The following is a 23,414-nucleotide window of genomic DNA, read 5'->3' on the forward strand; positions in this document are numbered from 1 at the left end:
GTGCCTTAGCACACAGTTTTGTGTGCCGACTTAGCTCAGCTGGTAGAGCAACTGACTTGTAATCAGTAGGTCAACCGTTCGACTCGGTTAGTCGGCACCATTTTTTAAAGTTAAATGTAGAGTTTTTTGCAATTAACTCGCACAGTTTATGTGCCTCGATAGCTCAGTCGGTAGAGCAGAGGATTGAAAATCCTCGTGTCCGTGGTTCGATTCCGCGTCGAGGCACCATTTATTTAAAGCCTTGCTTATGCAAGGCTTTTTATTTTAAGTGCATTATAAAGTTCTCAATCTTTAAAATTGAAAGTGCCTTAGCACACAGTTTTGTGTGCCGACTTAGCTCAGCTGGTAGAGCAACTGACTTGTAATCAGTAGGTCAACCGTTCGACTCGGTTAGTCGGCACCATTTTTCGTAAGAAGCAAAAAGCCCTAACCTTGGTTAGGGCTTTTTTGTATCTTTATCTAAGCTTTAAGCTACTTCCTAATAGTAAAAACTACACTGCGTTACTAAACCCCGTTGAACAATTCTTAGCAGCATATTAAATTTAAAAACTGTACTCCTAACACATCTTTGCGAGATGTTTAGGGCTAAGTATTTCGTAGAAATACTTAATACCAAATGTTATTATAAATGGATAAGTGCTGTGTTTACATACAGTTTATTTTAAACTATATTTGCTCTCTAGATATCAAGAAGAAATTATAATTCTATGTATAAAGTATCATCATTTTTTTCAGGTGCAGGTGGACTTGATTTAGGTTTTCAACAATCTGGTTTTTCTATTGTATATGCAAACGAATATGATAAAGATATTTGGGAAACATACGAAAAAAACCATTTATCAACACCTCTTGATCGCCGTAGTATTGCTATTGTTGATTCTAGTGAAGTTCCTGATTGTGATGGGATTATTGGTGGTCCACCTTGTCAAAGCTGGAGTGAAGCTGGTGCGCGTAGAGGTATAAACGATCATAGAGGTCAGTTGTTTTTTGATTTCATTCGTATTCTTAAAGACAAGCAGCCAAAGTTTTTTCTTGCTGAAAATGTCAGCGGTATGCTGCATCCAAAACACAGTGATGCGCTAGAAGGTATAAAAAATACTTTTTCTGAGGCAGGGTATGATTTATTTTTTAAATTACTCAATGCAGCTGACTACGGTGTAGGACAAGATAGAAAGCGAGTTATTTTTATCGGATTTAGAAAAGATTTAAATATTGATTTTACTTTTCCAGAGCCTTTAGCGGATAAAGTATTTTTAAAAGATATTATTAAAGATTTAGATGGCAAAGCCACACCGGCTCAAGAAAAACAAAAACCAAATTTAGATCTATCAATACCAAATCACGAATACATGATTGGTGGTTTTTCTACAATGTTTATGTCTAGAAATAGAGTTAGAACATGGGATCAACCGTCATTTACTATTCAAGCCGGTGGAAGACACGCACCAATTCATCCTAGTGCGCCTGTAATGACAAAGGTTGAGACAAATAAATTTTCATTTGTAGATGGACATGATTATAGACGACTGAGTGTTAGGGAATGCGCCCGAATTCAAGGGTTTCCTGATGATTTTACTTTTTATTATAAAAATGTTGCAAATGGTTATAAAATGATCGGTAACGCCGTTGCGGTTGGTTTTGCAAAAGAAATTGCAAAAAGTATATATAAGCATTTAGAGATGAATATAAAAAAGTAGTCTAACTATTTACTATGTTTAAAAAATAATTTAATACGACCATGTAACTTTTGCTGGTCGTTTTTTTATGTAAAAAATCTACGTATTCACGTTTTTTAGAACTGTATATTCTGAAAATTGAAAATTGAAAATTGAAAATTGTTAAGGCTAGGAGTTGTACTTAAACTTAAAAAGAATAAGCAACCTCAATTTTTCCTCAAGTAAATATTTCGATGACTCATTTTATACCTTTTGCATTCATTAATAGCTTTGATAATTTTAAAGATAGTGGAGTAGGGACTAACTTTTCTGATGATGTTTAATAATAGCTGATTGTTTTTTGAACTCGTTTTTATTTTATGATTTGACTAAATAGTAATCGAAATACAGACATATATTAATTGTTTGATATACTCAATTTAATTCACTCGAATATATTAAAGGATTAAAATGGGTATAATAAATTATTCAAACACTGAAATTTCACTCATAAAGTTGTTTAAAAACAGTAAAATATTCGAATTTAATAATGAAAGCTACACAGTGCTAAATATCGGAAAACCAAGATCAGAAAAAGGAGAATGTAAAACTGATATTTATATCCTTGCTAAAAGCGCTAGTGAAACCAAAGAGTTCAAAATATCAGTAAAGCAACATAATGCAGACTTTTTAGAAAATAAAATGCGACTCGAAAGAGCGATAGAAATATTTGGTATTCAAGCCCCTACAATAATTAAACAATCTACATTACGAATTAAAAAATCATTCGAAGATGAAATGCTAATTAACTTTGAGAGAAAAGGAAGAACTGAGCCTAAGTGCATTACATTAGGTTGGAAGTTTGAACTCTTAAACAGAATATCTGGAAAGAAATCGGGTATATTAATTTTAAATAAACAACAAAAAATTGATGTTTATGCTGGTACTAATATAGGCCCTGGTAAAGCGAACAGCATGGTTAACGATATTAAAATTAAAGATTCAGGCATAGCTGAATTTATACTTGAAACAGATCATAATATTACGCAATCAGCTAATTACTATATGTCTAAGCTTGTAAAAATTGACCATTATGTTGTAGGTAAAGATATTTACTTTGCATGTAAGGCACTTAATTATAGGGCAACTAGTGATAAATGGGATGGCGATCGCTCGTTAGCGGTTTATGTTGATTGGAAAATGCAAAATAATAAATTAGTCGGCGACCTCGTTTTTTCTAACCCTCTTAGAGTAAAGGGCAACCAATGCGGTAGAAACGTACAAAAAATATTAAAGTCGTTAAAAATAGATAAAGATAACTTTGATGATTTAAAAAAGTATCTTAGTTAGTTGTATTTAAGGGCCTCGTTTATGCGAGGCTTTTTAGCTTCTACTGTATTTTTTGTAAGGTAGATTTTAAAAATACATACCTACCTCTGCTTTAAATATTAATACGTAGCGTTTATATTTCTATTTTTAGCATTGAAAAGTGCTGATCATTTGTCTATTTTTACCGTATAACTATCAATTATGTTAGTTCATCGCTAGCTATGTAATGTTATGTAAAGTAAGTTGAGCAAATATTGCCAAAGTGCTTGAATTACGTTCATAAATAGCAGTAATTCAGGTTTAATTATGATTTGGCAATGCAAGCCAACCTTATTGGCAATCAGTGTGATGCTGCTCAGTGGCTGTGCGAGTAATTTAAATTCGTCGCAGCGAGACCAAGCACCTAATAATGTGCCAGAGCAATGGCAACAAAAAGCGTCAAACTCGGTATTAACAGTACAAGAGCAGTGGCTTACACAGTTACAAAACCCTACGCTTAACAAATTTGTAGAACAAGCACTTAAAAACAACCAACAGCTTTTACAAACTAGCTACGATGTAGAAATTCAAAAACAGCAACTTATTGTATCGGGTGCTGCGCTTTGGCCTAGCCTTGATTTATCAACGCGTACTAGCCGCAGTAAAGACAACCGCCCAGTGAGCTACGATAATGCAAGTTCAGTAAGTCTAGAGCTAACTTATGAGGTGGACTTATGGGGCAAGCTTTCTGATTCAAAGCGTGAAGCTAACCTTACTTATTTAGCGCAACAGGCACGATTTGAGCAAGCTAAACAGCAACTCGTTGCTGATGTGGTAACAGGCTGGTTTGATGTTGTTACATCGCAACAATTACTCGATTTATTTAAACGCAGAGAAGCGAATGCCCAGCAGAGCCTTGATATTATAGAATCGGGTTACCGCCAAGGTATAAACGAAGCACTCGATGTATATTTAGCCCGAAATGAGCTCAATACTGAACGCGCTCGCATTGCTACTCAAACGGCGAACTTAACGGCTTCGGCGCGTGTACTTGAGCGCTTATTAGGTGAATATCCAAAAGGTGCTATTACCGCAAGTAGTGATTTGCCTGTTATTACTACAGAAATTCCGCTCGGTTTACCTTCTGAACTTATAACGCGTAAACCAACTTTACGTGCAAGTTGGTATGAACTTTTAGCTACTGATGCCTCATTGGCTTATGCACATAAGCAACGCTTTCCGAGTCTAAATTTAACAGCCACCTTAAGTGATAGCACCGACAGAGTGAGCGATTTATTTTCGCCATCAAGCCTCGCGTGGTCGCTGCTTGGTAGTATTTCTGCACCACTTTTTGAAGGTGGACGCTTAAAAGCGAATGAAGAAATAGCTAGGCTCAATACACAAAAGCAAGAGCAACTCTATTTGCAAACACTTTACGATGCATTTGGTGATGTAGAAAATGCGATTTCACAGCAGCAGTCTCTTAAGTCACAATATAGCAGCACCCTTGAGGCGCAAGAAAACGCACTTGCAGCAGAGCAGTTATCGTTTGAGCAATATCAAAGTGGCTTAGTAACTTACACTACTGTACTTGACGCACAAGACCGTTCTTTCGATGCACAAAGCTCTTTAATCGACATTAAAAACCAATTAATAGCTAACAGAATTAACTTACACGTTGCCCTTGGTGGTGATTTTGCAAAACCCTCAAGTGAACTAAAGAGCAATAACGATGAAAACTAAAACAGCAAAAATTATTATTCCAGCAGTGGTTATTGTTGCCACCCTTTTAATTGTTATGTTTATTAAAGCTAACCCGCCAGAAACTAAACGTTCTGGCTCGCCACCAAAGGCTATTATAAGTGTTGCTGTGCTAGATATTAAGCCACAAAGCTACCAAGTAATGGTGGATAGCTATGGCACTGTTAAGCCGCGTACTCAAAGTTTGTTAATAGCTCAGGCATCAGGACAAATAATTAACGTAAGTAATGAATTTAGAGAAGGCGGTTTTTTTAAAAAAGGCGACGTGCTTTTAAAGTTAGATGATAGAGATCATCAGGCTGAAGTTAAATCAGCACAAGCTGATTTATTAACAGCAGAGCAAGGCTTACTGGAAGAAAAAGCGCGCGGACAACAAGCTATTACTGATTGGAAGCGCCTTGGTGATTCAACACAAGCAAATAGCTTAGTATTACGTGAGCCTCAGTTAGCAGCAGCAGAAGCTGAAGTTTTATCGGCGCAAGCAGCGCTTGAAAAAGCGATGCTTGATTTAGAACGTACAGAAGTTACAGCACCATATGCTGGGCGAATACTTAGCCGTAGTGTTGATTTAGGTCAGGTTGTTAGTAATAACACGCAACTTGCTACTATTTACGCAATAGACAGCGTAGAAATTCGTTTACCAATTAAAAATAAAGATCTTCCGTTCGTAAATTTACCTGAGCAATATCGCGATGGCGCTAAGAATCAAGGCGGCTCGGTAGTTCAATTTAGATCTGACTTGGTTGGTGAACAAACCTGGCAAGGACAACTATCTCGCACTGAAGGTGCAATAGATGAGAGTGCACAACAGCTTTATGTTGTTGCTAAAATTAATGACCCATATAAATCAACTGCTAATAATCAGTATCCTATAAAAATAGGACAATATATAAAAGCGCAAATCACAGGTAAAACAATACCTAACGCACTTATAATCCCTAACAGTACTATTTATCAAGGGACGTACGTTTATGTTGTTGAAGAGGGTGTACTTAAACGTAAAGATATTACACTCGCTTGGCAAAATGCTACACAAGCAATGATCAAAACCGGTATACAAGCGAATGATAGGGTCGTTGTTACGCCGCTTGGGCAGGTGAGTTCTGGTACACAAGTAAGTATTTTAGGTGAGGCTGGTGCTGAGCAGCCTAAAAGCCGAGGAGCTAATAGGCAAGGTAAAGGAAAGCGCTTATCAACTGAGCAACTTGAGGAAAAAGCAAAAGAGCAGGATATTAGTGTTGAAGAGTTAAAAAAACGCCGTGCAGCAAAGCAAGGAGATAAACAATGATAGCTTGGTTTGCCAAAAACCACGTTGCTGCTAATTTGTTGCTAGTAACGTTGCTACTGTCGGGTCTGTTTAGTTTATCGAGTAAAATACCACTTGAGGTATTTCCTTCGTTTGAAACAGATATGATTAGTATAAACGTAAGTTTACGTGGCGCGACCCCAGAGGATGTAGAACAAGGCGTAACAATTCGTATAGAAGAAGCCGTTCAAGATTTAGAGGGCATAAAGCAAATATTTAGCCGCTCTTCTGAGGGTTCTGGCTCGGTAACAGTAGAAGTAGAAACAGGGTATGATCCACGCGAACTATTGGCTGATATAAAAAGCCGGGTTGATGCTATTAATACTTTTCCCAGTGATGCTGAAAACCCAATTGTTGCTCTAGCTGAGCGTATACGAGATGTAATTGCTGTTAGTGTATCGAGTGATTACGGTGAAAAAGAAACGCTAGAATTTGCTGAGCAGGTTCGGGACCAAATACTACGTCTGCCAAATGTAACTCAGGTAGAGCTAAGTGGCGTACGCGATTACGAAATAGCAATAGAGGTAAGCCAAGATACACTTCGTCAATACAATTTAAGTCTTGCTCAAATATCAAGTTCTATTGCAAATTCGAGTTCTGATATTTCTGCTGGTAACTTAAAAACGGAAGGCGGCGATGTACTTATAAGCTCTAAAGGGCAAGCGTACCGTAGAGATGAATTTGCCAGCATTGTTGTTAAAAACCAAGCTGATGGCACTATTATTCGCTTAGGTGATATAGCAACTATAAAAGATGATTTTGAAGAAACCCCAGTGCGCACGCGCTTTAATGGTAAACAAGCAGCCTTTATTGATGTTTATCGTATAGGTCCGCAAAGTGCTATTGCTGTTGCTGACGATGTTAAAAATTATATAAAAGAGCAACAAAGTTCTGTACCACAAGGGTTTGAACTAAGTTACTGGGATGACGATTCAGAAATAGTTAAAAGCCGAATTGCTACACTTACTACTAATGCGTTACAAGGCGGTATTTTAGTACTGGCTTTACTTACTTTATTTTTACGCCCTGCAATTGCATTTTGGGTGTTTATTGGTATTCCGGTTTCGTTTATGGGCGCATTTATAGCAATGCCTATATTTGGCGTAACGCTTAATATAATGAGCTTATTCGGTTTTATTTTGGTACTAGGTATTGTTGTTGATGACGCCATAGTTACCGGTGAAAACGTCTACACCCATTTAAAAACAGCAGAGTCGGGCGAACAAGCTGCAATTTTAGGTACTCAAGAAGTAGCAACACCAGTAACATTTGGTGTACTAACCACCGTAGCTGCATTTTTGCCTCTTGCCTTTATTGAAGGTGCGCGTGGTGCTTTATTTGCCCAAATACCGGTAGTAGTTATTCCGGTATTACTATTTTCACTTATTGAATCTAAATTTGTATTACCAGCACATTTAAAATATATAAAACTACGCCATCAAAAAGGCGAACCTTCAAAGTTTGATGTTATTCAACAGCGTTTTGCAGATGGATTTGAAAACGCGATTTTAAAATACTATCAACCCACTTTAAACTTAGCACTACGCCATAAATTGGCTTCGGTAAGCTTGTTTATTGGTGTGTTTGTTATAATTTTAACTATGATCACCAGTGGTTGGACTAAGTTTGTATTTTTTCCGCGCATACCAAGTGAAACAATAGTCGTTAATTTAACATTACCAACGGGTACGCCATTTGAAGTAACTAATAAATACGTAATTGATATGTCGAAAAAGGCGCAGCAATTACAAGATAAATACCGCGACCCAGATACTGACGAAAGCGTTATTTTAAATATATTAGCCACAACAGGCNGTGGCGGTGTATCTAATTCAGGTTCTGTACGCTTTGAGATAACCCCTGCCGAAAAACGTGAATCAGATATCGGATCCTTGGAACTTGCTAGTGAATGGCGCGATTTAATTGGCGTAATACCAGGCGCTGAAAGTTTAACATTTAGAGCTGAAACAGGGCGAAGTTCTGACCCTATTGACGTGCAGCTTAACGGTACATCACTCACTATTTTACAAGATGTTGCTGATCATATTAAAACTCGCCTAGCAACTTATCCAACTGTGTTTGATATTGCAGATAGCATGTCTGACGGTAAAGAAGAGTTGCAAATAGAGCTGACCGAACAAGGTTTAGCGCTAGGGTTAAATAGAGTAGATGTAGCAGGGCAAGTACGTAACTCGTTTTTTGGCTCAGAAGTACAGAGAATTCAGCGAGGCAGGGATGACGTACGTGTAATGGTACGCCTACCTATTGAAGAGCGTCGCTCAGTTGCAGATTTACAAAATATACTTATAAATACGCCTACTGGTGGCTCTGTGCCATTGTCGCATGTGGCAACACTTACCGCAGGGCAAAGTCCATCAACTATTAATAGAATAGACCGTTACCGCACATTAAACGTAACAGCCGATATCGAAAAAAATAATACTAACATGACTGTGCTGCAAGCTGATCTAACGGAGTATTTAGATGGACTTATGCAGCAGTACCCTGGAGTAGATTACAAACTAGAAGGCGAAGCTAAAGAGCAACGAGAGTCGTTTGGGTCATTGGCTTGGGCACTTGTGTTTGTATTTTTTATTATTTATGCGTTATTAGCTATACCGCTAAAATCGTACCTACAACCAATTATAGTGATGAGTGTAATTCCATTTGGCATGATAGGTGCGGTAGTAGGGCACTGGATTATGGGAATGAGCTTAAGCATTATGAGTTTGCTGGGAATGCTTGCGTTAACAGGTGTTGTTGTTAATGACTCATTAGTACTCGTTGATTTTATTAATAAAAAGCGTAGTGAAGGTGGAAAGTTATTAGATGCGGTTAAAATTGCAGGTGCATCGCGTTTTCGCCCTGTAATGCTAACCAGTTTAACGACCTTTATTGGTTTAATGCCATTACTGTTTGAAAAAGCCACTCAAGCACAGTTTTTAATACCAATGGCGGTGAGCTTAGCTTTCGGGATTATTTTTGCAACTTTCATTACTCTATTACTAGTACCAATAAACTACATGCTAATGGAGCGTTTTCAAAATTGGTTTAAATAACCTGAGTTCAGGTTAAATAGTTTTTTAAATAAAACATTGTGATAATTAAAGCTGTAGGTAAGTAATTACCTGCAGTTTTTTTATTTTAAAGGTGCTTGTTTTAATAAACTAGAATGATTACAGCAATGTTTTGCTTAACTTTGTAGGAATTAACAAAAATTTAGGTTTAACAAGAAAAGAAAGAATATATGCAGAGCTTAATTTTAAGCTTTAAGAAAGGTGTTCCCCAAGATACGGTACTCGGTTTCAGTCCTGAAACCAGAAGGTTTCAGGGCGGGAATCTGCGGTTTACCGTAGGCTTCTCGGTACATGCCGAGCTTGCACAATAGTAGACGAACAGAAACCCTGGTATAAAATTTATCGGCTCAGGGACTTAACCAAGCTCCGGTATCCCAGGGAACAATTTAAGTATATAAGACATAACCCAATCCTTAAACCCCAAACGCAAAAAATTATGCCGTTCGCTTAGTTTTCCGGCACCTTTAACCCATTATTTACTTTATCGCATGGTTTTTGAGCTTGATCATACAATTAATTGGAGTTGCTTTTTACCCAGTGGTAGCATTACCTTAACTAGAAAAGCGAAGATTTAATTATGAGCGATTTACCTGATTACGAAAAAGCCCAATTACTTTTAGAAAAAAACGAAATATTTGTATCTCCTGCCGAAGCGCACGGTGTTATTAGTGGTTTATTAGCATGCGGTTTAGCCATTGACGATAAAGAATACTTAGGGCTATTAAGCGACGTATTTAACGATGGTGAATCGTTTAGTAATGATTTAAAGCAGTTTTTTGGTACTATTTATAAGCAAGTAGTTGCCAGTTTTAATGATGAAGAGTTTCAATTTGATTTGTTTTTACCAAGTGACGATGAAACACTCATCGATCAGGCTAATGGTCTCGTATCATGGGTAGCGGGCTTTATGCTTGGTTTTGGTTTAAAACAAAAAGATTACGGTAAATTATCGGTAGATGTTAAAGAGGTAATTACCGACTTTAGCGAAATTACTCGCCTAGATACTACCTTTGAAGAAACCGAAGAAGACAGCCAAGCTCTGCATGAAGTAGTTGAATACGTGCGCGTGTCGGCATTACTTTGCTTTGCAGAGCTAGGTAAAGAGCAAAGCACGCAAAGTACTAAAAAAACACTTCACTAAGCATTCACTTTTAAAAAGTAAAACGGGTTGGTTAATAATGGTTGAAGTACAAAAGTCAGAATTTAAAGCACGTCGCGAACGCTTACTTGCACAAATGGATGAAAATAGCGTTGCTATTATTCCAGCTGCGAGCGAAGTTACGCGCAGTCGCGATACCGAATATGCATTTAGGCAAGATAGCGACTTTTTTTACTTAACAGGCTTTAACGAACCCGACGCTGTACTTGTACTATGTAATAACAGCGATACACCCAGTACGCTATTTTGCCTTGATAAAGACAAACTTGCTGAAATTTGGCATGGTCGCCGTATTGGTTTTGATAAAGCTAAAAGTGAATACTTATTTGATGCTACCTACGCATTAAGTGAACTAAACGAACAGATACTAAATTTAGTAAACAATCAGCAGGCTTTGTATTACGCACAAGGCACGTATCCGGCTTTTGACGGTAAGGTGTTTTCTTTGTTAAACAGCCTGCGAAACGCTCCTAAAAAAGGCAATAAAGCGCCTGATACAATTAAAGATGTGCGCAGTATTATTCATAAAATGCGTTTATTTAAATCGCCAAGCGAAATAGAAATTATGCGCGAGGGCTGCGAAATAAGCGCTCGAGGCCATATGCGCGCTATGCGTTATTCGCATGTGGGTGCTACTGAGTTTCAATTAGAAGCAGAGCTACATCACCATTATGCAATAAATGGCGCACCACACCCAGCTTACGGCACAATTGTTGGTAGTGGCGACAACGCCAATATTTTACATTACACGCAAAATAGCGACGTATTAAAAAATGGTGATCTGGTACTTATAGACTCTGGGTGCGAGTTACAAGGTTACGCCGCCGATATTACTCGTACATTTCCGGTAAATGGTCAATTTAGCGAAGAGCAAGCCGCGCTTTATAATATTGTACTTAAAGCGCAAGAAGTTGCTTTTGATGAGGTAAAACCCGGTGGTTATATGTCGCATGCTAATAAACTAGCAATGGAAGTAATGACCCAAGGTTTGCTCGATTTAGGTATTTTAGCCGGCGACTTTAATGAGTTAATGGCTAAAGGGGCGTGCAAAGAATATTACATGCACGGACTAGGACATTGGCTTGGTTTAGATGTGCACGATGTGGGTGATTATAAAGTAGATAATGTTGAACGTGCATTCGAACCAGGTATGGTACTTACTATAGAGCCTGGGCTTTATATAAGCGAAGACTCAACAGCACCGCAAAAATACAAAGGCATTGGTATCCGTATCGAAGATAACTTATTAGTTACCGAAACGGGTCACGAAAACCTAACCTTAAGCGTACCTAAAAAAATTAGTGATATAGAAGCACTTATGCAAAGTACTAAAAACCTATAAAGCTCGGAGAATCTAGTGGCTAAGCAGTTTGATGTAGTTGTTATTGGTGGTGGTTTAGCGGGAGCAAGCTGCGCATTAAGTGTGGCAAAAACTAACCCCGCGTTAAATATTGCGGTTGTAGAGGCTAATCAAGTTAATGGCGACTATCATCCAAGCTTTGACGACAGAAGCATAGCACTAGCTCAGCAATCGGTAGAGTATTTACAAAGCCTTAATTTATTTGAACAAAGTGCAACTTACATGACTGCTATTAAAAAAGTGAGTGTGTCTGATCGAGGTCACTTTGGTAAAGCGCACATTAATTGCAATGAGTTTGCTAAACCTTCATTAGGTTATGTGGTTCAGGTTAATCCGTTTGGTCGTGCGCTACACCTGCGTTTAACGCAGTCAAATATTAGTTTATATTGCCCCGATAGCGTAACCGCAATTGAGCAAACACTGCATAGCAATATACTTACCCTCCAAAGTGGCGAGCAATTAAATGCAAAGCTATTAGTTATTGCTGATGGCGCGCAATCACCAACACGCAATCTACTTGGGCTTGGTTTTAATACTCAGCCTTATGATCAAGGTGCAATAATTGCCAATATAGAAGTTGGCGATGGACATAATAACGAAGCTTTTGAGCGTTTTACGCAAAATGGTCCTATAGCGTTATTACCAATGAGCAATAACCGTTATTCGTTAGTGTGGTGTATGCGCCAAGAACAGGTTGAGCAGCACATGGGGTTTAGTGAGCAAGCGTTTTTAAGTGCACTACAAAGCGCTTTTGGTTACCGAGGAGGCCTATTCACCAAAGTGGGTAAGCGCACAAGTTATCCATTAGTGTACGGGCAAGTAGAGTCACTTACTGCGCATCGTACAGTCGTGATTGGTAATGCTGCTCATGCTATTCATCCTATTGCAGGGCAGGGCTTTAATTTAGGCTTACGCGACGTGCAAGTACTTAACGATTTAATCGCAAACAGCCTGCATAATTTAGGTAGTTATGCCTTTACCCATGAATACTCGCAAAAGCGCCGCGATGACATAAAAACCGTGATGACCTTAACCGATGCACTCGTTAGGTTATTTTCAAACTCATCACGCGTGCTAGCACTTGGGCGCAGTATTGGGTTGTTTTCGATGGGTTTATTTCCAGCATTAAAAGCACCATTAGCTAAACAGTTAATGGGGCAAGTTAAACAAGGTAGGCGTTTATGAAGCAAGCACAGGTTTGTATTGTAGGTGGCGGTTGTGTGGGGCTAACACTGGCACTTGGTTTGGCAAAAGCAAATATAAGCGTGGTTGTGTTAGACGCAGCACCAACGCAAGCATTACCTGCAGATACATATGGCTCACGTGTAAGTGCGCTGAGTATTGCAAGTCAAACTTTGTTAGAGCAATTGAACGTATGGGCAGATATTACTGCACTGCGAGCATGTACATATACACATATGGATGTTCGCGATGCCGACAGCTTTGGTAAAATAACCTTTAATAACGAACAGCTTGATCTCGAGTATTTAGGTCATATTGTTGAAAACGACGTTATTCGTTATGCGCTAATAAAACAGCTTGAACAACAAAGCAATGCCACGTTAATGTTCGATACGCAATATCAGCAAATACATCAAAGTGAATCGGATGTATTTATTACCTTAAAAAGTGGTGAGCCAATTATTGCAAAACTGCTGGTGGCGGCCGATGGTGCAAACTCAGCTATTCGTAAGCAATTTAATATGGCACTTAGCTTTAAAGATTACGATCACCATGCATTAGTCGCGACAATAAAAACCAAAGAGCCACATGCAAACACCGCACGCCAAGTTTTTTTACCAACAGGACCTTTGGCGTTTTTACCTTTGAGTGATGCCAATACTCATTCTATTGTATGGTCTACAAGCCCAAGCCATTGTGATGAGTTACTTAAAATGGATGACAGCGACTTTAATNGGCAGCCATCGACGGTCAATGTGGTTTGTGTGAAGTACAAAGTAAACGTGCTGCATTTCCACTTAAAATGCGCTACGCCCAACAATGGGTTTCAGGCAAAGTGGTACTCATTGGCGATGCTGCACACACTATTCATCCACTCGCAGGTCTTGGCATGAACTTAGGCCTAAAAGACGCCGCTTATTTAATTGAGTTATTAAGCAGCGATACTAAAGAATTTGCCAGCCCTCGTGCACTTAGAGATTACGAGCGCACCCGTAAGCTCGATGCACAAAAACACATAGCTATGATGCAAGGTTTAAAAGAGCTATTTGAAGGTGCTAACCCGCTTAAAAAACTTATTCGCGGAGTCGGGCTGTCGTTAGTTGATAACCTTGGACCAATCAAGCACCTGTTCGCTAAAGAAGCGATAGGCAAATAACGTAGGTTGGGTAGAGCGAAGCAAAACCCAACGGATAAAGTAAAGTAGTCAGTTTTTAGCTTTCAGTCAAAGAAAAACCGATGTTTAATTTAAACATCGGTTTTTCTTTATAAAATAGAGGATTAATTAAGCTTTTATCATCTTAAACTCAACTTTTTCAGGAGTTATCTCCATATCCGAGCGAAATTTCACTCCTGATGTGTCTCTATTTCTCCGAGATATTAATCTACGCGACTTTTGAGCTCGACTAATTACACTAGAAATATTTATTGCCGGAGCTTCCTGTGTGGCGGAAGTAGTACAGCCAGAGTATTTAATGTCTTTCATATTTCCTCCTAATACACCCATTTGCATTGAAATAATATATTCACTTGTTAATGAGTATACATTTTGAACAATTTTATTACCAGTATAATCTAAATTTTCAAAATAATCTTCTCCATTGAGCGTGTGGTAATAATGTGAAATAGGTGGCCCTGACCTTGGGTCTATTTTGATAGCTTCTTCTACGGCGAGTTTAGTGCTGTAACATTCAGTGTAATGGAGTGAAGCATGATTACCGCCAGTTCCACCGTATAAAATTCCCAATCTGTTTTCTATATTATCGTGTGAAATAGGCTCCCAGCCATCAAGTAAAATCTCTACATAACCAAAGCTCCTATGACCAGATAAAACAGCATTATTTGCATAAGTTGAGTATTGGCTTTCGTCTAATATTCCTAAAGAAAATGCCTGGTGTAGTATTATCTGCTCGTATGAACCACAATAAAATATAATTTTAGGAGCACCGATTTTTTCAGATTGATGTAATTCAAAAGGATCTAATGTGGGTACGAATAAGTATTTGTTAACTGGAACATGTACTTCAAGCCCATTTTGGTCAGACCACATTGAGTCGCAGGAACCAGAGTGTTCATCAATAATTAAAGTTGTCATCACAGCTCCTTATTTCCACCTACAAATTCTCTTGTGCTTCTTTCACCATATCTTTGAGCGCATCAATTAACAGTGGGTCGCGCGAGTTTTGTTTAGCAAGTTCTAGTGCGTGTTTCATGCTGGTAACTGCCTCTTTAAACTGTTTGTTAGCAGTGTAGCCTTGCGATAAACGCATGTGAGAATAAGTAGCATTTGGGTAGTCGGTAGTAAATTGTTTCAGTGTGATTATAGCTTTAGCTGTGTTATCAAACTTTTGCTGGCTATGGGCAAATTCAACATATACATCTTTTGGAATTTTAAGCTTGAATCCGTACTTATCGCTAAGTGCTTGGTAGTAACCTGTAATGAGCGATACATCTGCAAATTTTCCATGCTCATCAGTAACGTTAAAAATTAGGTCACTAAATAAGTGGATTAGGCTATCGCTCAGTGCTGGGAGTATAGTGCCCATATGAGTAAAAGATGGGTAGTGCTTATATTCCCATTCAAGTTGTGCGGGCGCTTGTTGTTCTAAATTTACTAAAGTGTTTAATACGCCTGTATAAAAGCGTGCGCCTTCGCTTGCTACGCTAATAAATAATGCTTGATTACCTTTCGGGTTCTTAGAGTATTTTGTAATATTATTTTTTAACTCTTCATCACTCCACCAACTGTTAGGGCTTATAGCTATATAGTTATTAAATAACTCTGGCTGATTAACTAGCGTATAAAGCGCTAACGTTCCTGCATTAGAGTGACCAATTAACGTGTTGTAGCCGTTAGTTGAGTAGTGAGAATTTATGTATGGCATGAGTTCATCAGACACAAACTTTAAAAACTTGTCGGTTTGCCCCGCATCAGACCATTTGTTTTTAACAAAAGTTTGAAACTCGGTTTTAGGCTCGCCTTGTACTTGTGGTAAATAATCGCGAACACGGTTGGTTGTGTCAACGCCAACGAGCACCGCGTTAGGAATCTGTTCGTAATCAATAAGCGATTTAATAACACCGGAAGCCGTATGAAAATGCTCAACACCATCAAGCAAATAAATAACATACAACGGCTCATCATCTTTTATATTTTCAGGGATGTAAATTCTAATGGGCCTGTCTTCGTTAAGTATTTTTGAGGACAAGATGATTTTTTTACCAACGGTTATGTCCGTTGCAGTAGTTTCTGCGAGGCTTAAAGAAGACGTAACAAAAGTAAGTATTAATACAAGCGATAGTAAATACTTCATAAATATCCTTATTCAATAATGTATTGCTTAATAATTGCACGACTTTTAGTTTGAGTAAATACTTATATTTTCGAGGCAAACTTAAAGCTTAAGTAATAAAAAAACCACGGTTTTTACACGTTCAAGCTCAGCGTTTACAGTAATAGTATTAAGTACCTACCTTTTTGTTGATGTGAGTAAAATATTTAGTAAGCTCTTTCTAATAAAGCGTTAAAAACATGCTTGCTTAATTATCCTACTAAGCGTAAAATGCGCGCTCATTTCGGCTTTTAAACTATTAATTCCTTGCCTTAAACCGACCGGCCGAAACGGTAGAAGGCTCTATTAACCGTAAGGAATATCCATGCGTCATTACGAAATCGTATTCATGGTTCACCCTGATCAGAGTGAGCAAGTTGCTGGTATGATCGAACGTTACACAGGTTCAATCACTGAAGCAAATGGTGTTATACACCGCCTTGAAGACTGGGGCCGCCGTCAACTGGCTTACCCAATCAACAAACTTCATAAAGCTCACTATGTTCTTATGAACGTTGAAGCACCAACTGAAGTAATCAGCGAGCTAGAAACTACTTTCCGCTACAACGATGCAGTGCTTCGTAACTTGGTTGTTCGCACTAAAAGTGCTGTAACTGAAGCGTCTCCTCTTGCAAGAGAAGAGAAGAAAGAAGCACCAGCTGCTTAATTGTTTTGAGTCCAAGCATGGCGTTTAACTGGTGATGAATATAAATGGTTAGCCCTTTTATGAATCAACTGGTTTTATCTGGGGTAGTTTGTAAAACTCCCAAGTTTAGCCAAAGCCCTGCTGGCATAAAGCATTGTATTTTTGTTATAGAACATAAATCAATGCAAACCGAAGCAGACCTTAACCGTAATAGTTACGTAAGGCTTCAGGTAGTTGCCAGTGGAAAGCAAATGCAACAACAGACTCAACATTTGCACGTTGGGCAGGCATTGCAAGTGAGTGGTTTTTTAAATCGCCACGAAGGCCGTAACGGCCTTAGCCAATTGGTTTTGCATGCTCAGCATATCGAAAGAATTATTTGAGGAATTAATCTCATGGCACGTTATTTCAGACGTCGTAAGTTTTGCCGCTTTAAAGCGGAAGGCGTACAACAAATCGATTACAAAGATCTAGCTACTCTTAGAAACTATGTTACAGAAAGTGGCAAAATCGTACCTAGCCGTATTACAGGTACTAGCGCAAAATTCCAGCGCCAGCTAGCAACTGCTATTAAGCGTGCTCGCTACTTAGCCCTTCTTCCATACACTGACTTACATAAGTAAGCAGCGGATTAACAGTTTTTAAAAGGTGTAGAAACATGCAAGTTATTCTACTAGATAAGATCGCTAACCTAGGTAGCCTAGGTGAACAGGTTGTAGTTAAATCTGGTTTCGCACGTAACTTCCTTTTCCCTCAAGGTAAGGCAGTTCCTGCGACTAAAGCTAACATTGAAACTTTTGACGCACGTCGCGCAGAACTTGAAGCGAAAATCGCTGAACAGTTAGTTGCTGCACAAGCACGCGCTGAAAAACTAGAAGCATTAGCTGAAGTTACATTAGTATCTAAAGCTGGTGACGAAGGTAAGTTATTCGGTTCAATCGGTACTCGTGACATCGCTGACGCTATCTCAGCTGTTGGTGTTGAAGTTGCTAAGTCAGAAGTTCGTTTGCCTCTAGGTACTATCCGTGAGACAGGTGAATTTGACGTATCAATTTCAGTTCACTCAGACGTAACGGCTACTATTAAAGTAATCGTAATCGCTGAAGCTTAATTTTTAATTAAGCGACAAAAGCCGTGCTATTAGCACGGCTTTTTTGTGTCTGTAATTTAGCTAACTTTATGTATAAGCTATTAATTAAGCCGCAGTTAAATAAAACCTTGTACAAGCAATTCTTTTTTCTTCAATATTTTTTCATTTCATTTAAACCTTTCCGAACTGTCATTACGTCTAACTTATCAATACACTAACTCACTAATAATAATTAAAAGGCGACATTACGGATGTTACACGTTAAATCCGAACAAACGCCTTTGTGCGAAGCTGCATTGATTGAGCGTATTAAATCGGGTGATCAAGCTGCATACGCAACTCTTTATGAGTTACATGTAAAGCGAGTTTATGGCTTATGTTTACGTTTATTAGCCGATCAAGCGCATGCCGAAGATGCCACTCAAGAAGTATTTGTGCAGGTGTGGCATAAAATAGCGCTGTTTGATGGTCGCTCGCAGTTTTCTACTTGGCTTTACAGTGTTGCAAGTAATGTAGCAATTAGTTACTTACGTAGGCAAAAAAACTGGCTGCAAAAAGTGGTGAGTATTGAGCACAGTGGTATGGATGAGCAATCGGCTAATGACTGTGAAGGTTTAAATGGTCTAGATAAGCTAATAGTAAGGCTACCTGAACGTGCGCGTATGGTATTTGTATTGTTTGCAATTGAAGGTTACAGGCACGAGGAAATAGCTGAGCAATTAGGTATGGCTGTTGGCTCAAGTAAATCGCAATATCATCGTGCTAGGCAGTTATTACAAGAGTGGTATGAAAATGAATAAACCTAATTTTAACAACTACTTAAACGAGTCGCTAAATACGCTTGATAAAGATATAGCACCACAAAAAGACTTGTGGGCAGGTGTTGAGCGAGCAATTATAAATAGCAAAACAGCACAAATAAACACTGTTATTTGGCCAAAAATAACGGTAATAGCAGCCTGTACAATTGCGGCTTTAGTTGCAGTAAATATATTTTATATAACGCCTGAACCACAACCTGTAGTTGCGATAAGTGATTACTTTTCAGCGCAAAAAAATAGTTTGTTGGTTGAATACAAAAATAAAGAAGCACTTACCAGTAATTGGCAAATACAATTACAAGAATTAGAAGAAGCAGAGCAAGCCATAAAGCAAGCTCTTGAAAATGAACCACAAAACCAAGCGTTACTGACAATGTTAGCGCAAATATATCAACAACAACTTGATTTGATTAACAAGGTGCACGCGCCTCGTTGGCAACATATTTAGGAGTACGACATGAAAGCTATTTTATTAGGGTTGAGCTTATTTCCACTGGTGGTATTTGCAGGTGAAAAAATAGATAAGCAAATAGACGTACCAAATGGCGGCACTATTTTTATCGAAAACCAGCGTGGCGATATAAATATAACCGGATGGGATAAAAACGTATTTAAAGTATCAGGTGAACTTGATGGCAAAGCTGATGGTTATGAGCTTAAAACGAGTGGCGATAAAACTGAGTTTATTGTAAAAATGCCGCGTAAAATGAGCTGGGGAAATAACGGTGATGGATCAAAATTAACTATATTTATGCCAAAAAGCAGTGCGCTTGAATTTGCTGGCGTAAATGCATCGGTTATTGCAAAAGAGCTTGAAAACGGCGCTGAGGTTGATGTGGTTAATGGTGAGATTACTGTAGATACTATTGTCGGTAATGTTAAATTAACCACCGTTAATGGTGATGTAAATGCAGAAAACTTAAGCGGTAATATTCAATTTGAAACCGTAAATGGCGAAATTAACGATAGGCAGTCAAGTGGTGAGCTGCGTTTTAGCGCGGTTAATGGTGATATTAAATCAATTTCAAGTGCTAATGATGTGCGCCTTGAAAACGTAAATGGCGATATAGATTTTACGCTATCGGCTGTTAAAAACTTACGGATTAATACTGTAAATGGTGAAGCTGAAGTACATATTAAAGAGCTTTTAAAGGGCGGCGATGTACGTTTTGAATCGGTAAGTGGCGATGCTGAGTTTTTCTTTGCAGCCGATGTATCCGCTAAGTTTGAAATTAAAGCACATGCGAATGGCAAAATAATAAATGAGCTCAACAGCAATAAAGTGCAAAAGGCTAAATATGGTCCAGCAAGTGATTTAGAATTTAGTATTCATGGCGGTAATGCGAACGTTGAAATGGATACGATTAGCGGGCGAATAGAGCTTAGAAAGAAATAACCGTTGATATAGATAAATTAAGCTATTGAGTTACAAAAAGCAGGAAAAGATTTCCTGCTTTTCTATTTGCACAGCCCCTGCAAGTCGATAGAATAGAGCCATTCAATTTTACTACTGTGAAGTTATGGCCAAACCAGATAAGCAAGTCGATACTCTTAAAGTTCCTCCCCATTCAATAGAAGCTGAACAATCTGTTTTAGGTGGCTTAATGCTTGATAACCAAGCTTTTGACCGCGTAGCTGAGCTTGTTGTATCACAGGATTTTTATACCCGCACGCACAAGTTAATTTTTGAGGCGATGACGGCACTTGCTGAAATTGGCGATCCGATAGATTTAATTACTATTTCTGAAAGTTTAGAAAAAAATAATAAATTAGCTGGAATTGGTGGTTTTGCTTATTTAGCCGAAATTGCTAAAAATACCCCAAGTGCAGCAAATATCGACGCGTATGCAAACATTGTGCGTGAGCGCGCTGTGGTACGTGAAATGATTGGCGTAGCAAATGAAATTGCAGAAGCAGGTTTTAATACCGAAGGGCGTACCAGTCACGACCTACTCGATTTTGCCGAAAGCAAAGTGTTTAAAATTGCTGAGCAACGAACAAAAAATAATGAAGGTCCGCAAAGCATTCATAGCATCCTTGAAAAAACCGTTGATAAAATAGAAGAGCTTTATCAATCGCCACAAGATGGTGTAACGGGTGTGAGCACCGGCTATGCCGATCTTGATAAAATGACGACCGGCTTACAGCCATCCGATTTAATTATTGTTGCAGCACGTCCTTCAATGGGTAAAACCACATTTGCGATGAACCTTGCTGAACATGCCGCAATGACTCAAGACAAACCAGTGCTTATTTACTCTCTAGAGATGCCTTCAGAACAAATAATGATGAGGATGCTAGCGTCTCTTGGTCGTATTAACCAAACTAAAGTACGTACTGGTCAGTTAGATGATGACGATTGGGCACGACTTTCATCAACAATGGGTTTGTTGATGGAAAAAGGCAAAATGTACGTTGATGATGCATCAGGTTTAACACCTACAGATGTTCGTTCTCGTGCACGTCGTATTGCGCGTGACCACGGCGGTATTAGCATGATCATGGTCGATTACTTGCAGTTAATGCGTGTACCAAGCCTTGCTGATAACCGAACACTCGAAATTGCTGAAATTTCGCGTTCACTTAAGTCATTAGCAAAAGAGCTAAAATGCCCGGTTGTTGCGCTTTCGCAGTTAAACCGTACGCTAGAGCAACGTGCCGATAAGCGCCCAATTAACTCAGATTTACGTGAATCAGGTTCGATAGAGCAGGATGCCGATTTAATCATGTTTATTTACCGTGATGAAGTTTATAACGAAGACAGTACCGACAAAGGTATTGCCGAAATCATTATAGGTAAACAACGTAACGGTCCAATTGGTAAAGTACGTTTAACATTCCAAGGTCAATTTTCTCGCTTTGATAATTACGCGGGTCCTGCGGTAGATGACGATTACTAATGCGTTTAGCGACTGCTGAAATTAACTTAACGGCACTTGCGCATAACCTTGCGCAAGTTAAACGCTTTGCTCCAAATAGCAAAGTAATGGCTGTTTTAAAAGCGAATGCTTATGGTCATGGTTTAGTAACGATTGCGCAGCATTTAAATGATGCTGACGCATTTGCTGTAGCTCGTGTAGATGAAGCCTTAGCACTTAGAGCTGGAGGCTTAACAAAGCCAATAGTTTTACTAGAGGGATTTTTTAATAAAGCGGACTTACCTTTATTACTCGCTAATAATTTTCAGACTATTATTCATGATGAATATCAATTAGCAGCACTTGAAAAAGCAACGCTCGATGCACCAATTACATGTTGGTTAAAAATAAATACGGGTATGCACCGTTTAGGTATAGCGCCTGAGCAGTTTGAAGAGTTTTATAACCGTTTACAAAAAACGCCTAACGCCAAAAATACCGTTAATTTAATGACCCACTTTTCGTGTGCTGATGATGTTGATAATGCTAAAACGGTTCAACAAATTACCTTATTTGATAATTTAGTGAATGGCATTGACCAAGCACATTGCTTATCAAACTCTGCAGGTATTATTGCATGGCCAAATGGTCATGGTGATTGGGTGCGTCCTGGACTTATGTTATATGGCGTATCACCAATAGCAAATAGCGTTGGGCAGCAACACAAGTTAAAGCCTGTTATGCGTTTAACTACGCGTGTAATTGCAGTGCGTAATGTACCAGCCCATGAAGCAGTAGGGTACGGAGGTCGTTGGAAAAGTGATAAACCAACCAAGTTAGCTGTTGTGGCTATGGGTTATGGTGATGGCTATCCTAGGCATGCTAAAGAAGGCACTCCAGTTATAATTGGTAAGCAGCGTTATGGTATTGTTGGCAGTGTAGCTATGGATATGATTAGCGTAGATATAGGCGCTAATGAACACAATATTAAAGTGGGCGATAGGGTTACTATGTGGGGTCCTGAGCTACCAGTAGAAGAAATAGCACTATGCGCTGATACTATTCCTTACGAGCTGTTATGTAATATTACACCGCGCGTAAGTTATGAGTATCAGCGTTAATACAGCTAACTAATACCAATTTTATTAAAAACATGATCATTTTAGCGTATTAAATAGATCACTAATTTAATGTAATTGGTATAAATTACCATAAAACGATATTTACTCTTTTATAAAGTAAATATCGCTAAAGCCCATACGGGCAAATTCTTGGTCGCGAAAGTTACGAACAGAGACCGACCCTTTTGAGGTCATTTCTATTTGTTGTACCATGCTTAAGTAATTAGTCAGGTCAATACCTTCAGCAGCAGCAATTGCTTGATACATGTCGTGGTATTTATCTTTAGCAAAATTAATCTCGCGTGGTTGGTTTTTAAATGTATAAGTGATCCTGCGTGCCATATTTAGCTCATTTCGATTGAGTGTTACGGTGATTTTACACTGTATTGAACTGGCATTGAACGATTTTTTGAAATCAAATAATTAATATAAAGAGTTTAAAATGAAATTATCAGTAGAGATCAGTAAATACCCATTGCACCAAGATTACATCCCGTTTATTCAGGGCTTTATTGACCGATTAAATGAATACGATGACTTAAAAGTGATTACAAATACACTATCAACTCAAATTTTTGGTGATTATGATTTAGTAATGCAGGTGTTAAATACCGAAATTAAACGTTCATATGAAGAGTTTGGTAAAGCTATTTTTGTATGTAAGTTTCTCTCTGGCGATTTATCGCCTGAATAACCTATAATACCAACCTGCATAAATCTTTGATCAATTTAACGAATTAA

General features: G+C 38.5%; 21 protein-coding genes, 3 tRNA genes, 1 other RNA gene and 1 pseudogene. 22 read left to right on the forward strand and 4 right to left on the reverse strand.

The annotated features are described in order from the left end of the window. Positions 1 to 24: 24 nt before the first annotated feature. From L647_RS0116085 to L647_RS0116120, 8 genes are all read left to right on the forward strand, one after another. A tRNA-Thr gene (locus L647_RS0116085) sits at positions 25 to 100 on the forward strand. Positions 101 to 152: 52 nt separating this feature from the next. Then, positions 153 to 228 (forward strand) — tRNA-Phe (locus L647_RS0116090). 99 nt (positions 229 to 327) lie between these two features. Then, a tRNA-Thr gene (locus L647_RS0116095) sits at positions 328 to 403 on the forward strand. Positions 404 to 707: 304 nt separating this feature from the next. Then, the gene (locus L647_RS0116100) at positions 708 to 1,697 is read left to right on the forward strand and encodes a DNA cytosine methyltransferase (protein ID WP_029880520.1); all 990 of its coding nucleotides are present in this window, start codon (positions 708 to 710) and stop codon (positions 1,695 to 1,697) included. A gap of 429 nt (positions 1,698 to 2,126) precedes the next feature. Then, positions 2,127 to 3,005, forward strand: a complete 879-nt coding sequence (locus tag L647_RS0116105) for a hypothetical protein (RefSeq protein WP_024611968.1) — start codon at positions 2,127 to 2,129, stop codon at positions 3,003 to 3,005. A 285-nt stretch (positions 3,006 to 3,290) separates the two neighbouring features. Beyond that, positions 3,291 to 4,706: a TolC family protein gene (locus L647_RS0116110; protein ID WP_024611969.1), complete on the forward strand. Its 1,416-nt coding sequence runs from the start codon at positions 3,291 to 3,293 to the stop codon at positions 4,704 to 4,706. Further along, positions 4,696 to 6,012, forward strand: coding sequence for an efflux RND transporter periplasmic adaptor subunit (locus L647_RS0116115; RefSeq protein ID WP_024611970.1), 1,317 nt, complete (start codon positions 4,696 to 4,698; stop codon positions 6,010 to 6,012). The genes L647_RS0116110 and L647_RS0116115 overlap by 11 nt, the downstream gene beginning before the upstream one ends. Further along, the gene (locus L647_RS0116120) at positions 6,009 to 9,089 is read left to right on the forward strand and encodes an efflux RND transporter permease subunit (protein ID WP_024611971.1); all 3,081 of its coding nucleotides are present in this window, start codon (positions 6,009 to 6,011) and stop codon (positions 9,087 to 9,089) included. Before L647_RS0116115 ends, L647_RS0116120 begins: the two co-directional genes overlap by 4 nt. Positions 9,090 to 9,308: 219 nt before the next feature. On the opposite strand, the gene ssrS is transcribed toward L647_RS0116120, so the two are convergent. Then, positions 9,309 to 9,491, reverse strand: a non-coding RNA gene (gene ssrS / locus L647_RS1000000125395) — 6S RNA. Positions 9,492 to 9,684: 193 nt separating this feature from the next. Here ssrS and L647_RS0116125 point away from each other — a divergent pair. The 4 genes and pseudogenes from L647_RS0116125 to L647_RS01000000124415 all read left to right on the forward strand — a co-directional run bounded on the left by L647_RS0116125 (position 9,685) and on the right by L647_RS01000000124415 (position 13,964). After that, positions 9,685 to 10,248: a UPF0149 family protein gene (locus L647_RS0116125; protein WP_024611972.1), complete on the forward strand. Its 564-nt coding sequence runs from the start codon at positions 9,685 to 9,687 to the stop codon at positions 10,246 to 10,248. Positions 10,249 to 10,285: 37 nt separating this feature from the next. Further along, positions 10,286 to 11,608: a Xaa-Pro aminopeptidase gene (gene pepP, locus L647_RS0116130; RefSeq protein ID WP_024611973.1), complete on the forward strand. Its 1,323-nt coding sequence runs from the start codon at positions 10,286 to 10,288 to the stop codon at positions 11,606 to 11,608. A 15-nt stretch (positions 11,609 to 11,623) separates the two neighbouring features. Continuing rightward, positions 11,624 to 12,811: a 2-octaprenyl-6-methoxyphenyl hydroxylase gene (gene ubiH / locus L647_RS0116135; RefSeq protein WP_024611974.1), complete on the forward strand. Its 1,188-nt coding sequence runs from the start codon at positions 11,624 to 11,626 to the stop codon at positions 12,809 to 12,811. Further along, positions 12,808 to 13,964, forward strand: a pseudogene (locus L647_RS01000000124415) (FAD-dependent monooxygenase). Before ubiH ends, L647_RS01000000124415 begins: the two are co-directional and overlap by 4 nt. Before the next feature lie 126 nt (positions 13,965 to 14,090). Here the strand turns inward: L647_RS01000000124415 and L647_RS0116145 are convergent. Both L647_RS0116145 and L647_RS0116150 read right to left on the reverse strand, forming a co-directional pair. Further along, entirely contained in the window at positions 14,091 to 14,900 is an 810-nt protein-coding gene (locus L647_RS0116145) for a hypothetical protein (protein WP_024611975.1), read from the reverse strand. Positions 14,901 to 14,919: 19 nt separating this feature from the next. Further along, positions 14,920 to 16,119, reverse strand: a complete 1,200-nt coding sequence (locus L647_RS0116150) for an alpha/beta hydrolase-fold protein (protein WP_024611976.1) — start codon at positions 16,117 to 16,119, stop codon at positions 14,920 to 14,922. A gap of 343 nt (positions 16,120 to 16,462) precedes the next feature. On the opposite strand from L647_RS0116150, the gene rpsF reads away from it, so the two are divergent. The 9 genes from rpsF (at position 16,463) to alr (ending at position 22,673) form a co-directional block, all read left to right on the forward strand. Then, positions 16,463 to 16,804 (forward strand): 30S ribosomal protein S6, encoded by a 342-nt coding sequence (rpsF, locus tag L647_RS0116155; RefSeq protein WP_024611977.1) that lies wholly within the window; start codon positions 16,463 to 16,465, stop codon positions 16,802 to 16,804. Positions 16,805 to 16,848: 44 nt separating this feature from the next. After that, the gene (priB, locus tag L647_RS0116160) at positions 16,849 to 17,166 is read left to right on the forward strand and encodes a primosomal replication protein N (RefSeq protein ID WP_024611978.1); all 318 of its coding nucleotides are present in this window, start codon (positions 16,849 to 16,851) and stop codon (positions 17,164 to 17,166) included. Positions 17,167 to 17,178: 12 nt separating this feature from the next. Further along, positions 17,179 to 17,406, forward strand: coding sequence for a 30S ribosomal protein S18 (gene rpsR / locus L647_RS0116165; protein WP_006793721.1), 228 nt, complete (start codon positions 17,179 to 17,181; stop codon positions 17,404 to 17,406). A gap of 35 nt (positions 17,407 to 17,441) precedes the next feature. After that, on the forward strand, positions 17,442 to 17,894 hold the full coding sequence (gene rplI / locus L647_RS0116170; protein WP_002962755.1) for a 50S ribosomal protein L9: 453 nt from the start codon (positions 17,442 to 17,444) through the stop codon (positions 17,892 to 17,894). 230 nt (positions 17,895 to 18,124) lie between these two features. Further along, positions 18,125 to 18,673 carry a sigma-70 family RNA polymerase sigma factor gene (locus L647_RS0116175; protein WP_024611979.1) on the forward strand — a complete coding sequence of 183 codons (549 nt, stop codon included), beginning with the start codon at positions 18,125 to 18,127 and terminating at the stop codon, positions 18,671 to 18,673. Further along, positions 18,660 to 19,142 carry a hypothetical protein gene (locus L647_RS0116180; protein ID WP_024611980.1) on the forward strand — a complete coding sequence of 161 codons (483 nt, stop codon included), beginning with the start codon at positions 18,660 to 18,662 and terminating at the stop codon, positions 19,140 to 19,142. Before L647_RS0116175 ends, L647_RS0116180 begins: the two co-directional genes overlap by 14 nt. A gap of 9 nt (positions 19,143 to 19,151) precedes the next feature. Continuing rightward, positions 19,152 to 20,090 (forward strand): DUF4097 family beta strand repeat-containing protein, encoded by a 939-nt coding sequence (locus tag L647_RS0116185; RefSeq protein ID WP_024611981.1) that lies wholly within the window; start codon positions 19,152 to 19,154, stop codon positions 20,088 to 20,090. A 124-nt stretch (positions 20,091 to 20,214) separates the two neighbouring features. Then, the gene (gene dnaB, locus L647_RS0116190) at positions 20,215 to 21,594 is read left to right on the forward strand and encodes a replicative DNA helicase (RefSeq protein WP_024611982.1); all 1,380 of its coding nucleotides are present in this window, start codon (positions 20,215 to 20,217) and stop codon (positions 21,592 to 21,594) included. After that, on the forward strand, positions 21,594 to 22,673 hold the full coding sequence (gene alr, locus L647_RS0116195; RefSeq protein ID WP_024611983.1) for an alanine racemase: 1,080 nt from the start codon (positions 21,594 to 21,596) through the stop codon (positions 22,671 to 22,673). The genes dnaB and alr overlap by 1 nt, the downstream gene beginning before the upstream one ends. Before the next feature lie 102 nt (positions 22,674 to 22,775). Here the strand turns inward: alr and L647_RS0116200 are convergent, their stop codons facing one another. Further along, positions 22,776 to 23,015, reverse strand: a complete 240-nt coding sequence (locus L647_RS0116200; RefSeq protein WP_024611984.1) for a DUF2960 domain-containing protein — start codon at positions 23,013 to 23,015, stop codon at positions 22,776 to 22,778. A 100-nt stretch (positions 23,016 to 23,115) separates the two neighbouring features. On the opposite strand from L647_RS0116200, the gene L647_RS0116205 reads away from it, so the two are divergent. Then, a complete protein-coding gene (locus tag L647_RS0116205; RefSeq protein ID WP_007587304.1) occupies positions 23,116 to 23,367 on the forward strand; it encodes a hypothetical protein in 252 nt (83 codons plus the stop codon). Positions 23,368 to 23,414: the final 47 nt, after the last annotated feature.

The organism is Pseudoalteromonas sp. TB64 (assembly GCF_000498095.1).
GTDB lineage: Bacteria > Pseudomonadota > Gammaproteobacteria > Enterobacterales > Alteromonadaceae > Pseudoalteromonas.